This window comes from Bradyrhizobium sp. CCBAU 11361 (assembly GCF_028128935.1).
GTDB lineage: Bacteria > Pseudomonadota > Alphaproteobacteria > Rhizobiales > Xanthobacteraceae > Bradyrhizobium > Bradyrhizobium niftali.
Map to the genome: position 1 here is coordinate 1 of NZ_LBJZ01000133.1, position 16,081 is coordinate 16,081.

General features: G+C 56.8%; 14 protein-coding genes and 1 pseudogene. 11 read left to right on the forward strand and 4 right to left on the reverse strand.

The window, feature by feature from the left end; genetic code table 11:
• Nucleotides 1-270 (forward strand): hypothetical protein (locus tag XI08_RS11290; RefSeq protein ID WP_271574446.1); only part of this gene is annotated, 270 nt, incomplete at its 5' end.
• Nucleotides 271-858: 588 nt separating this feature from the next.
• On the opposite strand, the gene XI08_RS11295 is transcribed toward XI08_RS11290, so the two are convergent.
• From XI08_RS11295 to XI08_RS45995, 4 genes are all read right to left on the reverse strand, one after another.
• Entirely contained in the window at nt 859-1,770 is a 912-nt protein-coding gene (locus tag XI08_RS11295; protein ID WP_271574435.1) for a LysR family transcriptional regulator, read from the reverse strand.
• 390 nt (nt 1,771-2,160) lie between these two features.
• On the reverse strand, nt 2,161-3,033 hold the full coding sequence (locus XI08_RS11300) for an isocitrate lyase/phosphoenolpyruvate mutase family protein (protein WP_271574436.1): 873 nt from the start codon (nt 3,031-3,033) through the stop codon (nt 2,161-2,163).
• Nucleotides 3,034-3,044: 11 nt separating this feature from the next.
• Nucleotides 3,045-3,590: an aminotransferase class I/II-fold pyridoxal phosphate-dependent enzyme gene (locus XI08_RS45990; RefSeq protein ID WP_333927159.1), complete on the reverse strand. Its 546-nt coding sequence runs from the start codon at nt 3,588-3,590 to the stop codon at nt 3,045-3,047.
• Between the two features lie 23 nt (nt 3,591-3,613).
• Nucleotides 3,614-4,174, reverse strand: a complete 561-nt coding sequence (locus tag XI08_RS45995; RefSeq protein ID WP_333927160.1) for an aminotransferase class I/II-fold pyridoxal phosphate-dependent enzyme — start codon at nt 4,172-4,174, stop codon at nt 3,614-3,616.
• Between the two features lie 1,955 nt (nt 4,175-6,129).
• On the opposite strand from XI08_RS45995, the gene XI08_RS11310 reads away from it, so the two are divergent.
• From XI08_RS11310 to XI08_RS11355, 10 genes and pseudogenes are all read left to right on the forward strand, one after another.
• Complete coding sequence (locus tag XI08_RS11310; RefSeq protein ID WP_271574437.1) at nt 6,130-7,308, forward strand: ABC transporter ATP-binding protein; 1,179 nt, start codon at nt 6,130-6,132, stop codon at nt 7,306-7,308.
• Nucleotides 7,309-7,349: 41 nt separating this feature from the next.
• Nucleotides 7,350-8,279, forward strand: coding sequence for a carbohydrate ABC transporter permease (locus tag XI08_RS11315; protein ID WP_271574438.1), 930 nt, complete (start codon nt 7,350-7,352; stop codon nt 8,277-8,279).
• On the forward strand, nt 8,276-9,124 hold the full coding sequence (locus XI08_RS11320; protein WP_271574439.1) for a carbohydrate ABC transporter permease: 849 nt from the start codon (nt 8,276-8,278) through the stop codon (nt 9,122-9,124). Before XI08_RS11315 ends, XI08_RS11320 begins: the two co-directional genes overlap by 4 nt.
• A 27-nt stretch (nt 9,125-9,151) precedes the next feature.
• Nucleotides 9,152-10,420 (forward strand): extracellular solute-binding protein, encoded by a 1,269-nt coding sequence (locus tag XI08_RS11325; RefSeq protein WP_271574440.1) that lies wholly within the window; start codon nt 9,152-9,154, stop codon nt 10,418-10,420.
• Nucleotides 10,421-10,518: 98 nt separating this feature from the next.
• Nucleotides 10,519-11,649 carry a hypothetical protein gene (locus XI08_RS11330; protein WP_271574441.1) on the forward strand — a complete coding sequence of 377 codons (1,131 nt, stop codon included), beginning with the start codon at nt 10,519-10,521 and terminating at the stop codon, nt 11,647-11,649.
• A 72-nt stretch (nt 11,650-11,721) separates the two neighbouring features.
• On the forward strand, nt 11,722-12,897 hold the full coding sequence (gene alr, locus XI08_RS11335; protein ID WP_271574442.1) for an alanine racemase: 1,176 nt from the start codon (nt 11,722-11,724) through the stop codon (nt 12,895-12,897).
• A 38-nt stretch (nt 12,898-12,935) separates the two neighbouring features.
• Entirely contained in the window at nt 12,936-13,736 is an 801-nt protein-coding gene (locus tag XI08_RS11340) for a metallophosphoesterase (protein WP_271574443.1), read from the forward strand.
• A 275-nt stretch (nt 13,737-14,011) separates the two neighbouring features.
• Nucleotides 14,012-14,931 (forward strand): annotated as a pseudogene (locus XI08_RS11345) (threonine ammonia-lyase).
• A 42-nt stretch (nt 14,932-14,973) separates the two neighbouring features.
• A complete protein-coding gene (locus XI08_RS11350) occupies nt 14,974-15,837 on the forward strand; it encodes a D-amino acid aminotransferase (RefSeq protein ID WP_271574444.1) in 864 nt (287 codons plus the stop codon).
• A gap of 64 nt (nt 15,838-15,901) precedes the next feature.
• On the forward strand, nt 15,902-16,081 hold a 180-nt coding region (locus XI08_RS11355; protein ID WP_271574445.1), incomplete at its 3' end, for a hypothetical protein.

Consider the following 16,081-nt stretch of genomic DNA (forward strand, 5'->3'; position numbering starts at 1 on the left):
GCCACCAATCATCAGATCCCGAATCATGGTTGCCCATGGATTCAGAACCTTCAGGAAGATGCAACTGTAATGCTAGGAAAGGAGGGCACCTCTCGAGAATGGTTCGCAAAGGCTGGAGCGCTCCAGGCCAGCCGGCAGCTCTGCACTTTATCTCCAAGGAAGGCCTCCGATATGCCCATCGGAGGCCTTTTGGAAATTGAGCTGCATGTTCCAGACAAATCCGCACTCGTTGTCAGCGCAGCACGGAGCGCAAGCGGAATGGCTGATTGAGCCTCAAGAAAGCTCATCGCCCCGCACTGCCGCTATGGCTATCGGCGTGGAGCGGGTGCGCAGTGCAAAAGAGACACGTGGGCTCTTCCCATAGTCTGCTCCGATATCCGGGTTTGGTGTGGGGGCGGCAATCGGAAGGCCTCGTCGTTGGGGAGAATCGATGGAACGATCAAAGAAGAATGCCGGATATGGTCGCCCAGCCGATGACCTCAAGCTTCAAAGAGGTGAAGTGGCTCTAAGAAAGCAGGAACTGACCGCAACTGTATGGTCAAAAGGGAAAAGGCTGAGCAACTCCAGCCCTCATCGTGCTGAGCCCGCATTGCGAGGTTGACGATTTTTCGAATCCGCTGGTAGACCGGAGCGTCTGCTGTTCCTCCCAGAGTCGACTGAGGCGCTGCTGGATTTCGGCAGCGGCAAAGTTTTTAGTTGGGGCTCGTCGGACGAGTCGTTCTTTCACACTTGCACTGCTAGAGCCTCGTTCTGAGCGCCGTTGCTCATCGTCATGGCGAGCTCGCTGGAATCGAGGCGGAAGCAGCTCCAAGCTCCTTAACTGATTGCCTGCCATCTCTCGTTAGCTTAGCACGACGCCTACGTGGCCTCCGGTATTGCTGCCTTCTTACAGAGGCGAGCTAGCCACCGGCAAAAGGCGCGAGCGATTTCGGGATTGTCACTGCGGTCGACTGCATAGGCCCGATATTGCATGCCGCTGCGTGTACGCGACCCTGGTATGACAGTGAGAACGCCCCCGCGAACCAGGTCACTGACGATTATTTCGGGAGCGACCAGAAGGCATTTCCCCGTCATGACCGCCGGCAGTGCAAGATAATTGTGATCATACCGCGCCCCCTCCGATTTTATGTCTTCGGAGGTCAGGTTCATTGCCCGCATCCAGGTCGGCAGTATGTCGGGCCGGGATGTGATGTTCAGAATCGGCATCGACCGAACAATTGAGATGGTCTTCCCATCTACGTGATTTGGAGATCCAACGCAGACGAGTTCCTCGTTGTAGATCTCCCAATCGTGCGCCGGTTCAATCATGGAAAGGTCGCGGGTGATCAGAATGTCGAAATTGTCGGACGACGTTGGCTGAGACAGTGAACTAATCACATCCACGATTACACCGCCGGTTTCAGCAGAGAATGCTTGGAGGTTCGGAATCAGAAAAGAGTAAGCAAAGGTCGAAAGCGACGTACGGACCAAAATCCGATTAACGTTGGAACGATTCCGCCGACACATTCTCTTAGCGGTGAAGCATACTGTATCAAGCGGTTCGGCGACTGTGTTTGCAAAGAGCCTTCCAAACTCCGTCAATTCACTGCGCCGACCGCGCCGTTCCATGAGCTCTGCGCCCAAATAGTTTTGCAGCACGGCCAGGTAGCGGCTGACCGAACTCTGGGTCGTTCCCAATGCGCTAGCCGCGCGCGTTACGCTTCCTTCTCGCGCGATCGTCACAAACACCCGGATCGCATTGAGCGGCACTTCATCGTCCTCGATAGGCATCTGGTGCTCCGGTAACCTCTGTAACGATCGTCACGTTTCAGACCGTGACCAGCAAAAAATGTTCATCACATTATTCGATGTCTATAGCCGAATTTCTGCTTACCGGCGGTCTCTCGCGCACAAAACCCGCTTAATAGTTGGTACGATACGTACGGTCTAGCTCAACACTTTGATTGATACTGGCCATTTCCGTTAGGCGATCTTGATTTTGCCCTCGGTGGGCGCGATGGCTGTTCTCGCAGTCAACACAACGCGATTTCATGAACGAAAGAGCTGTCGAATCAAGTTCTTCGATCCACGGACCCTTCACGACGCCGATCTGAACTCCGCGTAGGCGCTATCCGTCCCCTTTAAGATCACGATGATTGCGGAGGGGACTAAAGGCTTCCGTCACCGAAGGAAGCGGGCTTCGGCTGCCTTAACCGCCTCCATCTTCTGGAGCCTGAAGATCTCCTCCACCGGTAGAATGTCCTTGTGCACCTTCTGCACACCCCCGTCGGCGATGATCCGGCGGAAGGTCTCCTGTATGGCAGTTGCAGCAGCGCGGATCCCGTAGTTGCCATAGATTATCATGTGGATGTTGCGGAGCGCTTTGACTCGCTGGGCGTCGAGATCCGGGTACGCATTCGGCACGATCACCAGCGGCACCAATCCGGCCCAAGCGCGCGAAAAGCTTTCGATCTCTGAAGGATCCTTCTCTTTCGAATGGATCAGGATCATGTCGGCGCCAGCCACCACATACGCATTGGCCCGACGCAAGGCTTCCGCTTCGCCAAGCCCCGCGATCAGCGCTTCGGTGCGGGCGATCACGAGAAAATCCGGGTCCCGTCTTGTCGCAACCGCGGCCTTGATCTTTCCCTGGAACTCCTCAATGCGCAGTAGTTCCTGGCGCCCGCCGGCAACGAGGCTCGTTACCTTGGGAAACGTTTTGTCTTCGATGACGACGGCGCTGGCGCCGGCGCGCTCGTATTCCCTGATGGCATGGATGACATTGATCGCATTGCCATAGCCCGTATCGATATCGGCGACGATGGGCAGCGTCGTGCATCCGGCGATGGCCCGCAGCATGTCGAGATGCTGTGTCATCGAAATCAGGCTCATGTCCGCAAGGCCGTACAGTGCCGATAGCTCGAAGCCGGAGGCCCAAAGGCCGTCAAATCCAGCTTCTTCTGCAAGGATCGCAGACAGCGGGCTATGGGCGGCCATGATATGGACAAGGCCGGTCTCGGCAATACGACCGCGGAGGCGTTTGGCTGGGGACATCTGGAGATCTTTCAGGAAAGGGCGCCGCAGGCAGCAATGATGCGGTCGCAGGCTCGACTGAGATCCTCGAGCGACAACGCATAGCAAATACGGACATAGGGCGAGGCCACGAAATCGCTGCCGGGAACGACAGCCACCCCGAAAGCGTCGAGCAGATACATCGCAAAATCGGTGTCAGTTTCGATGAGCTTGCCGTCGGGCGTGCGCTTGCCTAGGACGCCCACGCAGGAAGGAAAGACGTAGAAGGCACCGTCCGGCACGCGGCACGAAAGCCCTTCGGCCTGGTTCGGCTTCGTAACGACAAGGTCGCGGCGCTGTAGAAAGGCGCTCGCGAATTCCTCGACATGTTGCCTTCCCCCAACCAGCGCTTCGATGGCGGCGTATTGCGAAATCGAGCTGGTGTGCGAAGAGGTCTGGCCTCGGATCAGTTTCATGGCCTTGATCAGTGGCGCCGGCGCCGCGCGATAACCGACGCGCCAGCCCGTCATTGCGTCGTCCTTCGATACCCCGTTAACCGTCAGCGTGCGGTTGAACAGGTCCGGTGCGACCACGGCCATGGTGGCGAACTCGGCGTTATAGATCAGCTCGTCATAGATCTCGTCGGATGCACGTGGACATGGGCATGGCGGCGTAGCACCCCGGCGAGCGCCAGCAACTCGCTTCGGCCGTAAACCGCCCCGGTTGGATTGCAGGGCGAGTTCAGTATCAGCCACTTGGTACGCGGCGTGATCGCCGCGTCTAGCGCTTTTGGGCGCAGCTTGAAGCCGTGGAATTCATCGCAGGCGACGAGAACCGGCTTGCCGCCGGCGAGCGCCACGATATCCGGATAGGATACCCAGCACGGCGTCGGGATCACAACCTCATCGCCCGGATTGAGGCTGGTGAAGAGGGCGTTGAAGACGACGGAATCAACCGTGATCTGATCGATGCCGCAATCGAGGCCGTGATCGCGACAGAGTCTCTCGCGGATAGCCTCGCGCAGCGGCCTGATCCCCGCAACCGCAGCATATTTCGCCTGCCCGTCACGGATTGGGATACCAGCTTCGCGGACAGCGCGCGGCGTGTCAAAATCTGGTTCGCCTTGACCGAGCGTGATCACATTGCCGCCTTGATCGCGCAGCTCAGTCGCACGCGCCGTCATGGCCTTGGTTTCAGAAGGCGGATGGCACGGAGCCGTTCTGCGACGAGAGACAAGATCGAACCTGCAAAGTTCACGACAAAAGTTTCAATGGCTTCTACCCGCTCTCAAACTTGCTAACCAATCGATCTATCGTGTTTTTGAATGAAATGATCGAAGTTTGCGATATTTCGGTGTGTGCGTTGAGAACCTGCCCCGTCCACCGGAAGGAAGGGCGCAATGAGTATTGCGGCTGCAATCAACCACTTGCGCCAGCCTTGATGGGCGCGTTTCGATCTCTCATTTGTCAAGCTTTAGGATCGTTCCGGCGAGCTCGATGCAATGATCGGTTACGGTAGCGCAAGCCTCAAAGGACCGCAGAGACTAGCGACTGGCAACCAAGCAGTCGAAGGTAAGCGAAATCAAATTCGCGCATCTCGTTGCCTAACGAGGTGCTGAACAGTCTCGCTGCTCATTGAGCGCGTAACGATACGAGACGTCGGAAGCGTCGGCGGCCTTCACGAAACTATCGAGCTCGACGGCGCTCTGCTGCTGGCGGGCTTTGTCGATGCACGTTCGATCGCGACAAGCGCAACCGGTGCTGCCGTCCGTACACATGGGCGCCAGCGTAGCGTGAGTTATTCAAAACACGTACTGCCGTCGATGCGATCAGCGGTCGACAAACCGTTGTCTGCCCATTGCCTAGACGCGGGGAAAACTGAAGGCCTTCCTTGCGAAAGGCCCCGACGGCTTGGCGAGAGAACGTGTCGGAGAAATAAGCGGTCGTCTCCCTGACCTGCGAGTTGGGATCGAGCGCCACGTTGCCGACGTAGTCATAGATAAGGCCAGTTGGAAGGTGTAACGATACTTGCAGCGTCTCGGCTTGCTTAGGATCCCGCCGGGTAGCCGTGCTTTGATCACGCGCAACTCAGCTTTGCTCACTGTTCCCTTGAGGCCGAGCAGGAGGCGATTGTTGAAGCTCGCATCGTCGGCGTCGGTCAGGCGAAGCCCGCTTTGGCGGCGCGCAGCGCCTCGCTCATTTCGGACGAAGGTTGTGAAGAGCTTTGTGCCGCAGACCAAATGGAGGGCAGCATATAGAGCAAGAGACGTTTTCTCCACGACCTCGCTTTCTCTCTCGAGCGTTCCGCGCCATCGCATTTCTTGGGCGACCGCATCGAACTATTCGATGATCGTCATTCGTCTGTCGCGATCAAAATGCGAAGGAGCGGGCGTCAAAAGTCATAACCGTGTTTGGGGGAGGATAAACAGCGTCGATGTTGCCAGCGCGTATGTTCCGCTGATGCCGCCACACTCTGCTGCGGAATCCGCCTTCAATCGGCCAACTACGGCACGGTTGCCCAAGCAATTTCGCTCGTTGATAGCGCAGCGCTTGCACAAACTGCCAACCTGCCAGATCTGAGCGTCAGTCCGGATAAGATTACTAAAAGAGAGATTCAAGAGAAAGTAGACGCATCTTACCAAAGGACGGGCTCGTCTCATAAGGCGACCGTTCCATTCGAAAGAGCGACCGCCTCATTCGAAAACACAGGACGTCGCTTCATCGACACTGCCCTTTCGCTGGCTGCGAGCGTTCCGTTGGTGCTCGGCGCGATGAACGCCCACGCCAAACAAACGACGGATCTCGGGACCGTCGAGACCTCGGATAGTGCGGGCGACGTCAATTCTGCCGTCTATTAAGCGCCGAGTCTTTTCTCTGCGTCTCTCTGAGAGAGGTGTGTCAATGTGTGAACGCACCGCCTTCATCGAGTGGCCGCTGCTCGGCCGTTGCTCTTCTAAGATGATTCTGCCCCCACATCATCGCATGTTCGGATGTCAGCATCGAATTATTCGATGGACGTCATCCGACTGTAGCAATTCCAGCCTCTAAGGTCTCTGCACACAGCGCACGCGTCAAAACGAGATACACGATCTCATTGCGTGTTCCGCAAAACTTTCCTGACGACGTGAAAGTAACAGCAATGGCATCCGTTTTACTCGACAGCCTCAACAAGAACTACGGTCAGACGTCAGTCTTGCGTGATGTTTCGCTGTCGATTGCGGACGGTGAGTTCCTGACGCTGTTGGGACCATCGGGGTGCGGGAAGTCGACGCTGCTGCGTATACTCGCGGGGCTCGAGATGCAGGACGCGGGCTCGGTCTCGATCGGGGAACAGGTGGTGGATGGGCTGCGGCCAAAGCGTCGAGACGTCGCGATGGTGTTTCAGTCCTACGCGCTTTATCCTCACTTGACCGTCGGCTCGAACATGGCGCTGCCCCTGCGGATGCGTCAGCTTTCCGCCTTGCAGAGACTTCCGCTTCTCGGCGGCCTCCTTCCAGGAACGGCGCGGATCGTTGCCGAGATTGACACGGAAGTGACTCGTACAGCCAACTTGCTCGGCATTGGCCACCTGTTGTCGCGCAAGCCGGGACAGCTCTCCGGAGGCCAGCGTCAGCGCGTGGCGGTTGGTCGGGCGATGGTACGCCATCCGGCTGTCTTCCTGATGGACGAGCCGCTGTCTAACCTTGACGCCACGCTACGTGTGCAGATGCGCGCCGAGATCAAGGAACTGCATCAGCGGCTGGGGGGCACCTTCGTTTATGTCACCCATGATCAGGCCGAGGCCATGACGCTCTCAGACCGGGTGGCGGTGATGCTCGATGGTGAGTTATTGCAGATCGCCCCGCCGCAGGACATCTATGCGGATCCCGACGATCGGCGCGTTGCCGAATTCATTGGATCGCCAAAAATCAACATGCTCGATGGCGTGGTGCGCGAACCCGGCCAGATCGACGTGGCCGGATCGACGCTCAGGATCGAGGCCGATACTCTCGCCGGCACGCATCTTACCCTCGGCATTCGGCCTGAGGCTTTTCATCTCGCTGCCCCCGGTGGGCACGGCGAGCTGACCGGTTCGGTGCGCCTGATCGAGCATATGGGCTCTGATCTCTTTGTCCATCTCGATCTGGCGGGCATCAATCATCCGCTCATCGCAAGGCTCCTCGCGGAACGGGCGCCTCTTATCGCGCCCGGTCAGACCTTGCACGTCGGCGTCCGACCAGACCGCGTGTTTCTCTTCACTCGTGATGGGCGGCGTTTGCGCCGGCAAGTGGAATCCGTCCGGACGTCGGTCACGCCGATCCGGGAGGTCGCGCGGTGAGCGAGCCTCTTGCTCTATCCGGCACATCCGACGAGCCTTCCATGACCAATAACGTGCGAACGTTGTCATCCGCCGTCGTCTCACCGGCACGCAGGCGTATCTTTGCTGAAATGCTGGTGGCCTGGACGCTGGTCGGGCCTGCAGTGTTCTTTCTGTTCGTTATGTACTTCTTGCCGGTGATCGGCGTCTTCGTCATCGCGCTCACCGACTGGCAGTTCGGCACGCGCTCGCTGTCTTTCGTCGGCCTCGCCAACTTCCGCGAAATCTTCTCCGACGCGGGATTCAGGGCCTCGCTCGTCAACACATTCGTGTACGTTCTCATCGTGGTGCCGAGCACTGTCTTACTCGGTCTTCTGATAGCACTCCTGATCGAAAGCCGAAATTCCTGCCGCGCTTTCTACCGCGCCATCCACTTCGTTCCTTTCATGGCGACCCTCACGGCCATGGCGGTCGCCTGGGAGGCGCTGCTGCATCCCACGATCGGCCTTGTCAACCAGACGCTCGCCGCCTTCGACCTGCCGACGGCCAACTGGCTGCGCGAGGAGAATACCGCCCTCCCTGTGCTGGCAGTTATCGGCATTTGGCAGAACCTCGGCTACGCGATGGTCTTGTTTCTTGCTGGCCTCAAAAGCATCCCGCAGGATCTCTACGATGCCGCCGACGTCGACGGTGCGGACCGCTGGCTTGATCGGCTATGCACCGTCACCTTACCCATGCTTGGGCCGGTATCGATGTTCGTTGTCATCGTCGTGGCGCTGAGGGCCTTCGAGTGCTTCGACACCGTAAGGGTGCTTACCCAAGGTGGGCCCGGCCACGCTTCCGAAGTTCTACTCTACACGCTCTATCGAGAAAGTTTCGAATACCTGCGCACCGGATATGGCGCCGCCGTTGCCGTCGTCTTTCTCGCGATCGTCGTGACGCTCACTCTCGTCCAGACCCGCGTTATGGACAGGAAGGTGCACTATCAATGAGCTTCATCACCTTCGCCAATTTTCTGTGGCGACCTGCCGCAGTTCTTCGACATGCCGTATTGATCGTCACCGGAGCGCTCATTCTCGTCCCCTTCATATGGATGGTCTCGCTGTCGATCAAGCCGCCCGGCGAGATCTTCCGCGCGTCCTTCTCCTTCTGGCCCGCACAGTTCTACGGCGTCGAGAACTATACCAAAGCGCTAACTCAAGCACCGCTGCTTCGCTACATGGGCAACGGCCTGATCGTGTGCTCTCTGATCCTAGCGCTGCAGATCCTCGTCTGCGCTCCTTGCGCCTATGCGCTCGCCAAGCTGCGGTTTGCCGGCCGCGACCTGCTCTTCGGTATGGTGCTTATCGGTTTGCTGCTGCCGCACCAGGTTCTCTCGCTGCCGCTGTTTATCCTCGGTTATCAGTTAGGCATCCTCAACACCTATGCGGCACTCGTCTTCCCTTACGTCGTCTCGCCGTTCGGGATCTTCCTATTCCGTCAGTTCTTCAAGACCATTCCTGACGACGTGATCCATGCGGCTCGACTCGACGGTCTCTCGGAACTTGCCATCGTCTGGAAAATCATGGTGCCGATGGCGCTGCCGGCGATCCTCGCCTTCTCAATCTTCTCGGTCGTCGGCCACTGGAATGACCTGTTCTGGCCTTTGATCGCAGTACAAGACCGGTCGCTCATGCCGCCGCCACTTGGCATCATGGGCTTCATGAACGAGGAGGCCGGCAACGACTACGGTCCCCTCATGGCCGCGTCAACACTTGTCGTCCTCCCGCTCATGGTCGCTTTTCTAGCTGCCCAAAGGTGGTTCGTTGAGGGGCTGACCAGAGGCGGTATCAAGTAAATTTCAAGCTCAACGAAAGGTGATATTGTGAGTAAACTCAAACAACTGATGTGCGGCTTGTCCCTTGCCGCAGTCTTGTTCGGTGCCTCTGCAGTTTACGCGGAGACATTGGAGATCGCCTCCGGAAGTGACAACACAAAGATGCTTGATGCGATTGGGGCCGGCTTCGAGGCGGAAAATCCAAGCATTAAGATAAAGGTCCCCCCGGGACCACGCAGCTACGACGAGCTCCAGCAAGACTTGCTTCGCCGTGCCACGATAGGCCAATCCCTCCCTGACCTGGTGGTGGTGGGAAGCGGTCAGCGTCTATACGCCGAGCGCGGCCTGGCCGTTCGACTTGACCCATTCATAGCGGCCAATCCGGAGCTCGAATTAGCAAGAGCGAGCCCCGTGGTGCGTGAAAAGGGCCGCGTAGGGAAGGCGATTTATGGCGCCGCGATTGGCGTGTCGACTCCCGTAATTCTGTTCAACTCTGATCTCGTTGACAAAGCCGGAGGGGATTCCAACAATCTGCCGACCGATTGGGATGGTGTATTGGCGCTAGCACGAAAGATCGATCGCCTCGGACCAGCTATCGTCGGAGGCTATGTCGAAGCAGATGGAACGGGTGCCATCTCACTGCTTTGGCTTCTCCAATCAAACGGCGGAAGCCTGATGAACGAAGATGAGACTCATCTGCAAATCGACACGCCGGCAGGTCTCGCCGCGATGAATGTGCTGAAGGGGTTTGGTGAAGCCGGGCAAGCGAAAGCCGCCATGACAAGGGACCAAGCGCGCCAGGCGTTTGCCGCAGGAACAATCGGGGTCTTAGCGGGCACGAGCTCGACAATTGCTGTTGCGGAAACGGCAGCAGGCAATCGCTTCAAGGTGCTCGCAAAACCCTTTCCTGTAAACCCACAAGTCGGAACGATAGCAACTGCAGGGCCGATAGCGTCGATCTTTACAAAGGATCCAGAACGACAGAAGCTTGCTCTCGAGTTCATTAACTTTTCCCTTGGACCAAGAGGGCAACAGATAGTTGCCGAAAACAGTGGCTACTACCCGCTGAACCGGCGGGTGATAGACGCATCGCCTGAACTGAAATCGCTGCTTGCAGAGCGTCCGAACGCAAATGCGGTGCTTGGTCGTCTTGATGTTGCCACCGGTTGGTATGCGCCGCCCGGACAAAACGCGCCACGTATTTTTACAATCGTGACTGACCATCTGACTCGCGTCGTCGGACTGAAGGAATCGCCAGAAGTTGCCGTCGAAGCGTTAACAAAAGAAATTCAGCCGCTTGTGTCTGTAAAGCGATGAAACCCGCCGAAAGCCGGTCCGCCTTCGCAGGCAACACGAGAGAATAGTTCGGCATGCTTGTTCAACAGACATCCACTCTACAATCGTAAATCCGGTACATGATCGTCGACCAAACGCAATCCGCACTGTTTCCTGGAGAGAAGCGCATCGAGCACGCTGGTATCGCAGGTCTGCGTTATCTTAGACTTGGAGATCCCGGTCGTCCGCTTTTAGTCTTTCTGCCAGGCGGTGGGAATCTTGCACGAATTGCCTACGGCGACCCCGGTTCCTGCCGCTTCGATTTCCTCGACTACTGGCTCGAACGGCACGGTATGGGGTTACTCGGACTTTCCTATCCGAGCGATCATCCCACGATCGGAGCCGCGCTGTCGGATCTGACAATCGCTGCTTGGGCCGACTGGGTCGGTGCCATCACGTCGGCCGTGTTGCGCGAGACCCCGGAGCGCCAGGTCGTTGTCGCCATGTGGAGCATGGCCGGGCGGTCGGTCGCGGCGGTGAATGCCGCGCTCGTCCGTCACGGTATCGATGCGATCTGCTTTCTTTCGCTCGCCGCCGTGCCGCCGTTGCCCGGCCTCATCTTGGTCAGCTCAGGCCGCGAACCGTTGACTTCGCAAGGTCTGTGGGCGCGCACCGTAACCGCGGCCCCCGACGGAATTCGTGACCGCTACGTTCAGGAGTTTCTTGCTGGCCTTCGCGACCAGGGACGTGACAATAGCCGCTCAATCCTCGATGAAGAGATCTACTTGCGACATTATATGTGCAACACGCCCATCATGCTTCGCGGTACCGCGCAACGCTACTCGTCTTCGGGCTCGAGTTGGGATATCGAGCAAGCCCAAGACGATATGGGCGCCACTCGGTTTGCCGAGTTTCCACTGACCGCGATGATAGTGCCCACCGATAGAGTCGACGAGAGACATGCGTTGGGCGATCGAACCGCTTGGCATTTCTTCAACGTCCAGCGGATTCGCGCCGAAGTCGCACCACTCGAACTAGCGGTCGACCAGTGGACGAATTTGCGCACATTCGTTGAAAGGTTGCCGTTGCGGCTCTACCGGGAGATACGAGGCGGTCATTTCTTTTTCGTCGGTGCGCGGGGCGCTGAGGCGACAGTGGCCCACATTTCAAGTCTGATTTATGAAGCGCAGGGTCTTCGCTCCAAACTCGAGACGATCCTCGCGCGTGCCAGGTCGATCTCGAGTCAAGCTCACGTGGGAGGCCGCTCGTGACGAGGGTCCGACCCCTCACGCGATGACGGCTTTCACAGGACAACTAGCGTGGCAGGGCCAATGAGGAGAGTTATGAAAGACGAAGGGCAGATTTCAGTGCAAACAGATCTTGCGATCTCTCCGACACGACCGAACTGGGTAGAGATCGATCTGAGAGCTCTTGACCACAATGTAAGCGTCGTAAGGCGTATGATTGGCCCAGATGTCAGGCTTCACGCCTGTATCAAGACGGGTGCTTACGGCTGTGATGTTCTTGAAGTCGCTAAACGCCTCTCAGACCTCCGTGTCGATGCATTGTGTTGCGGAACGTTCGACGAGGCGGTTATGGTTCGAACAGCACTGCCGGATATGCAACTTATTATGTTCGCGGCGGCATTGCCGGAAGGTATCCCTCTTTACTTGAGGCACGGTCTCACTCCCACCATCCACAACTTGGAATTGGCCAAGGCGGTCTCGGCAAGCGCAGAAAAGCCAACGAAAGTCCACATCAAGGTTGATGCCGGGGGAGGGCGCATAGGGTTTCCATTCCCCGAGGCCAAATCCGCGATTCGCGAGATCGCTGGTATGAAAAACGTCTTGGTGGAGGCAGTATATATGCATCTGCCATTCGTAGACGCGCCGGGCAAGGAGTTCGCGCAGCAGAGGACCACGGAGTTCTGCAACATCGTCGAAGCGTTACGTCGCGAAGGTCTTAACGTTCCCGTCACACAGGCACGCGCAAGCAACGCTGTTATGATGGGGCTCAAGGATAACTGTAACGCTGTCGCTATCAGCAGTCTGCTCTACGGAAAGGCATCCGCCCCACGCGATTTGGCCGACTTTTCGTCCTTGCGTCCCGTTCTCCGCGCGGTCAAATCGCGACTCATACAGGTGCATCCGGATTTTCCTGGCAAGACCGTAGGAATCACGACCAGCGGAAAGCAGGGTCGCTCCGCTCGTCCGTTTTCGGGGGCAACCGGTGTGATCCCGTTTGGGTGGCGCGACGGTTATGCACAACCAGCATCTGCCCAGACGGCATATGTTCTCATCAGGGGCGAGAGGGCTCCGGTCCTAGCCGTGAACTCGGAGCTCTCGGTTATCGATCTGTCCCGTTTGCCAGCTCTGCAGATCGGCGAAGAGGTGACAATCCTCGGGACGGACGGGAAGGGTGCAATCACGTTGGATGATCTGTCAATCTGGCAGGGAACAGGTCAAAGCGCCGTCTTGGCAAGAATGAGCAACCGGTCGCCCAAAATCTTCATAGGGTAATCTCCATTGAGATTGGCTCAAGCAAACAGGCGGCTTATATGAAAATTGTTCTTCTCGCTGACACCCACCTCACCGCAGGTAGCCTCGTGCGAGGCATTGATCCCATAGCGCGATTGAATCTGTGCGTAGCTGCAATTCAAAAGCTCGTACCGGACGCAGATTTGTGCGTGCTTATGGGGGACAATGTTGAGAATGGCAGCGAGGACGGATACCGGGCCCTGCTCGAGTGTCTCAAGCCACTGAAAATGCCCATTCGTTTCCTCGCTGGCAACCATGACGACCGCAATACTCTTCTGAAAGTCATGCCCGAACTTGATCGGGACCAAGGCGGTTACATTCAGAGCTCTTTGGAAACCAAGCGGGAGGTGCTTCTCTTTCTGGACACGGCTAAGAGCGGAGAAAACGTCGGAGACTACTGCGAGGAAAAGCTGACCTGGTTGAAGGAAAAGCTCAAAGATGCAGGTCAGAAGCCCGTCTATATTTTTATGCATCATCCTCCTTTTAAGACGGGATTCTGGAACGACCATTCTATGGTGCGTGACGCGGCCGAATTCTTGGCTGTGGTAACTGCTGCTGGAAACGTTAGGCACCTGTTTCTCGGGCATACGCATCGTGCTTCATCGGGGAGCTGGAATGGACTCACCTGGACGACTATGCACGGCTCCTGCTACGCAAATGACTTTGAGCTTCTGCCCGCTAAGCCGAACTATCGCGCGGGTCCTGCCGACATTGGCATCTTGTTGTTGAATGGCAACGAATCTGTCCTTCACTATCAGGACGTATTGGGAATCCATCCGCTCATCGAATATAGCGGCAAGTCGATACGCGAATCACAGTGATCGGTTTAGCTCTTCGCCTCCCTGCAAGACGGAGCAATGCCAAAATTGGAGAAGGCACAGAACTCGTCGACGACATAAGCATCGTTGAATTGCCGCAATTAAACACGTCACCGACATTCCGGTCGAACTCAGCGCTGACCACAGCAACTCTCAATACCAGGACTTTCGAAATGTTAGGTGCCGAAAAGGAGCAATCTTAGGACATGCTCCCACCGACGTTCGATGAGATCGAAGACGCCGCGGAGCGAATAAATTCACACCTTCGCATGACGCCGATGCTCGAAAGCAGCAGGCTGAACCAGTTCCTGGGCGGCCGGGTACTGCTGAAAGCGGAAGGCCTGCAAATCACGGGCAGTTTCAAGATTCGGGGGGCTGGAATCGAATTGCAACCCTTTCAGCAGAGGAGAGTAAGCGCGGCATTGTTTGTTTCTCTTCAGGAAACCATGGGCATGCAGTCGCTTGGGCAGCAAGCCTCATCGGTACGCATGCAACTGTGCTGATGCCGAAAGATGCTCCAGAGGTAAAATCCGCAAGCGTACGAGCGCTGGGCGCGGAGATTGTTACCTATGATCGCCACAAGCACGACAGAGAATCTGTCGTTCGGGAGATCGCCCACACTAGAAGTTTAGCAGTTATCCCGCCATACGACGACCGTCGGATTATAGCCGGAGCTGCTACGCTCGCACGAGAAGCAGGTCTTCAAGCTGAGGAACTCGGCGCAGATCCCGATGCGATCATCGTTAGTTTCGGAGGAGGTGGGCTGGCCGCCGGAAGTTGCCTTAGTTGGAAATCCATGCGCAGCGCGGCCGAATGCTGGATTGTCGAGCCAGCCGGATACGATGATACAGCAAGAAGCCTCAAGTTGGGCTACCGTGATCGGAACAGTCCCGGCCCCAAAACGATTTGTGATGCGTTGCTTGCTCCGACGCCAGGCGAGCTAACATTCGAGATCAATTCAAAACACTTATCCGGAGTGGTCGTCGTGGGTGACGATGAAGTAAAGGCGGCCATGCGAGTCGCAGCGACGCTCTTCGGAATTGTCGTTGAGCCTGGGGGAGCTCTGCCGCTCGCGGCTGTCTTATCCCCACAATTTGACGCACGCGGTGGGCAGGTCGTGCTCGTCATGAGCGGTTCAAACGTCGCCCCGGGCCTATTCGGAAACGCAATTGAGAGCGCCCCCGATCTGATCCGGTAGAACAGAATCGGTGGCTAACATTAGGCAAAGGGCCCGGAACGTATGAACAGAACAATCTTTTTGAACGGCGATTTTGTCGACAGCAGTGTCGCCAAGGTATCCGTATTTGAGCGCGGACTGCTTTTTGGTGACGGGATCTACGAGGTAACGGCTGTCGTGAATGGCCGACTCCTTGACTTCGATCTTCATATCGACCGGCTCTTTAAGTCGGCGGATGCAATTGGCCTGAGCGTTCCACTTTCCAGACATCAATGGCGGGAAGTACATGAGAGATTGGTTCGTTCAAATGAACTTGTCGAAGGCATCGTCTATATTCAAGTAACGCGAGGTGCCGCAGAGAGGGACTTCACATTCGATCGGAGCATGGCTCCCCTCGCATTTGGGTTCACTCAGGAGAAGCATCTGTGCGCAACAGAGAAGTTACATAAAGGCATCGCCGCGGAGATCGTTGATGATTTGCGCTGGAAGCGACGGGATATCAAGTCGACGTCTCTTCTTGCACAGGTTCTGGCAAAGCAGCACGCTTCCTTGAACGGGGCGGGAGAATCTTTGCTGCATGAAAACGGTGTCATTACTGAGGGAGGATCGACTTCGGTGTTTGCTGTCGACCGTGACGGCGTTCTTCGTACCCATCCACTCGGACCATCAATCCTTCCCGGCATTACCCGGCACGTCGTGCTCGAGCTTGCTCGTAGCGAATCAATCAAAGTTCTAGAAGAAGCGATAAAGCTCGATGAGCTATTTGAAATGCGGGAAATATTCGTGACCGGCACGACGTACTTTGTCGTACCCGTTGTGAGGATTGGAAGTGTATCTATCAATCAGGCTTCCGTTGGGCCCGCAACGAAAAGACTTCAGAAACTCTACATTGACCGTGCGAAGGCTCTTTGCGTGCCTGGCGGGTAGAGACCACGCGCAAGTTATGAACGGTGCCTCTGACCATATTTTTTTGAGCTGTTCGGAGGCGTCGTTGGGTAATTCAGTTGAAGTCGAGGCAATCCTGGAGTTGGAGAGGATCTCTAGTCTGACTGAGTCACAAAACTGCCGGCCAGAATCAGCGATGGATGAAGCATGGACCATCAGTCGAGAGGCCGACATGAGCGGGCGTGGCCAAGACGAGCGAGAAGCGATTTGCGACGTATTTGGAAGG

What these genes read in the sequence shown, in the direction of transcription:
- XI08_RS11295 (WP_271574435.1), bottom strand. Translation starts at nt 1,770, where the DNA reads ATGCCTATCGAGGACGATGAAGTGCCGCTCAATGCGATCCGGGTGTTT.
- XI08_RS11300 (WP_271574436.1), bottom strand. Translation starts at nt 3,033, where the DNA reads ATGTCCCCAGCCAAACGCCTCCGCGGTCGTATTGCCGAGACCGGCCTT.
- XI08_RS45990 (WP_333927159.1), bottom strand. Translation starts at nt 3,590, where the DNA reads ATGGCCGTGGTCGCACCGGACCTGTTCAACCGCACGCTGACGGTTAAC.
- XI08_RS45995 (WP_333927160.1), bottom strand. Translation starts at nt 4,174, where the DNA reads ATGACGGCGCGTGCGACTGAGCTGCGCGATCAAGGCGGCAATGTGATC.
- XI08_RS11310 (WP_271574437.1), top strand. Translation starts at nt 6,130, where the DNA reads ATGGCATCCGTTTTACTCGACAGCCTCAACAAGAACTACGGTCAGACG.
- XI08_RS11315 (WP_271574438.1), top strand. Translation starts at nt 7,350, where the DNA reads ATGACCAATAACGTGCGAACGTTGTCATCCGCCGTCGTCTCACCGGCA.
- XI08_RS11320 (WP_271574439.1), top strand. Translation starts at nt 8,276, where the DNA reads ATGAGCTTCATCACCTTCGCCAATTTTCTGTGGCGACCTGCCGCAGTT.
- XI08_RS11330 (WP_271574441.1), top strand. Translation starts at nt 10,519, where the DNA reads ATGATCGTCGACCAAACGCAATCCGCACTGTTTCCTGGAGAGAAGCGC.
- alr (WP_271574442.1), top strand. Translation starts at nt 11,722, where the DNA reads ATGAAAGACGAAGGGCAGATTTCAGTGCAAACAGATCTTGCGATCTCT.
- XI08_RS11340 (WP_271574443.1), top strand. Translation starts at nt 12,936, where the DNA reads ATGAAAATTGTTCTTCTCGCTGACACCCACCTCACCGCAGGTAGCCTC.
- XI08_RS11350 (WP_271574444.1), top strand. Translation starts at nt 14,974, where the DNA reads ATGAACAGAACAATCTTTTTGAACGGCGATTTTGTCGACAGCAGTGTC.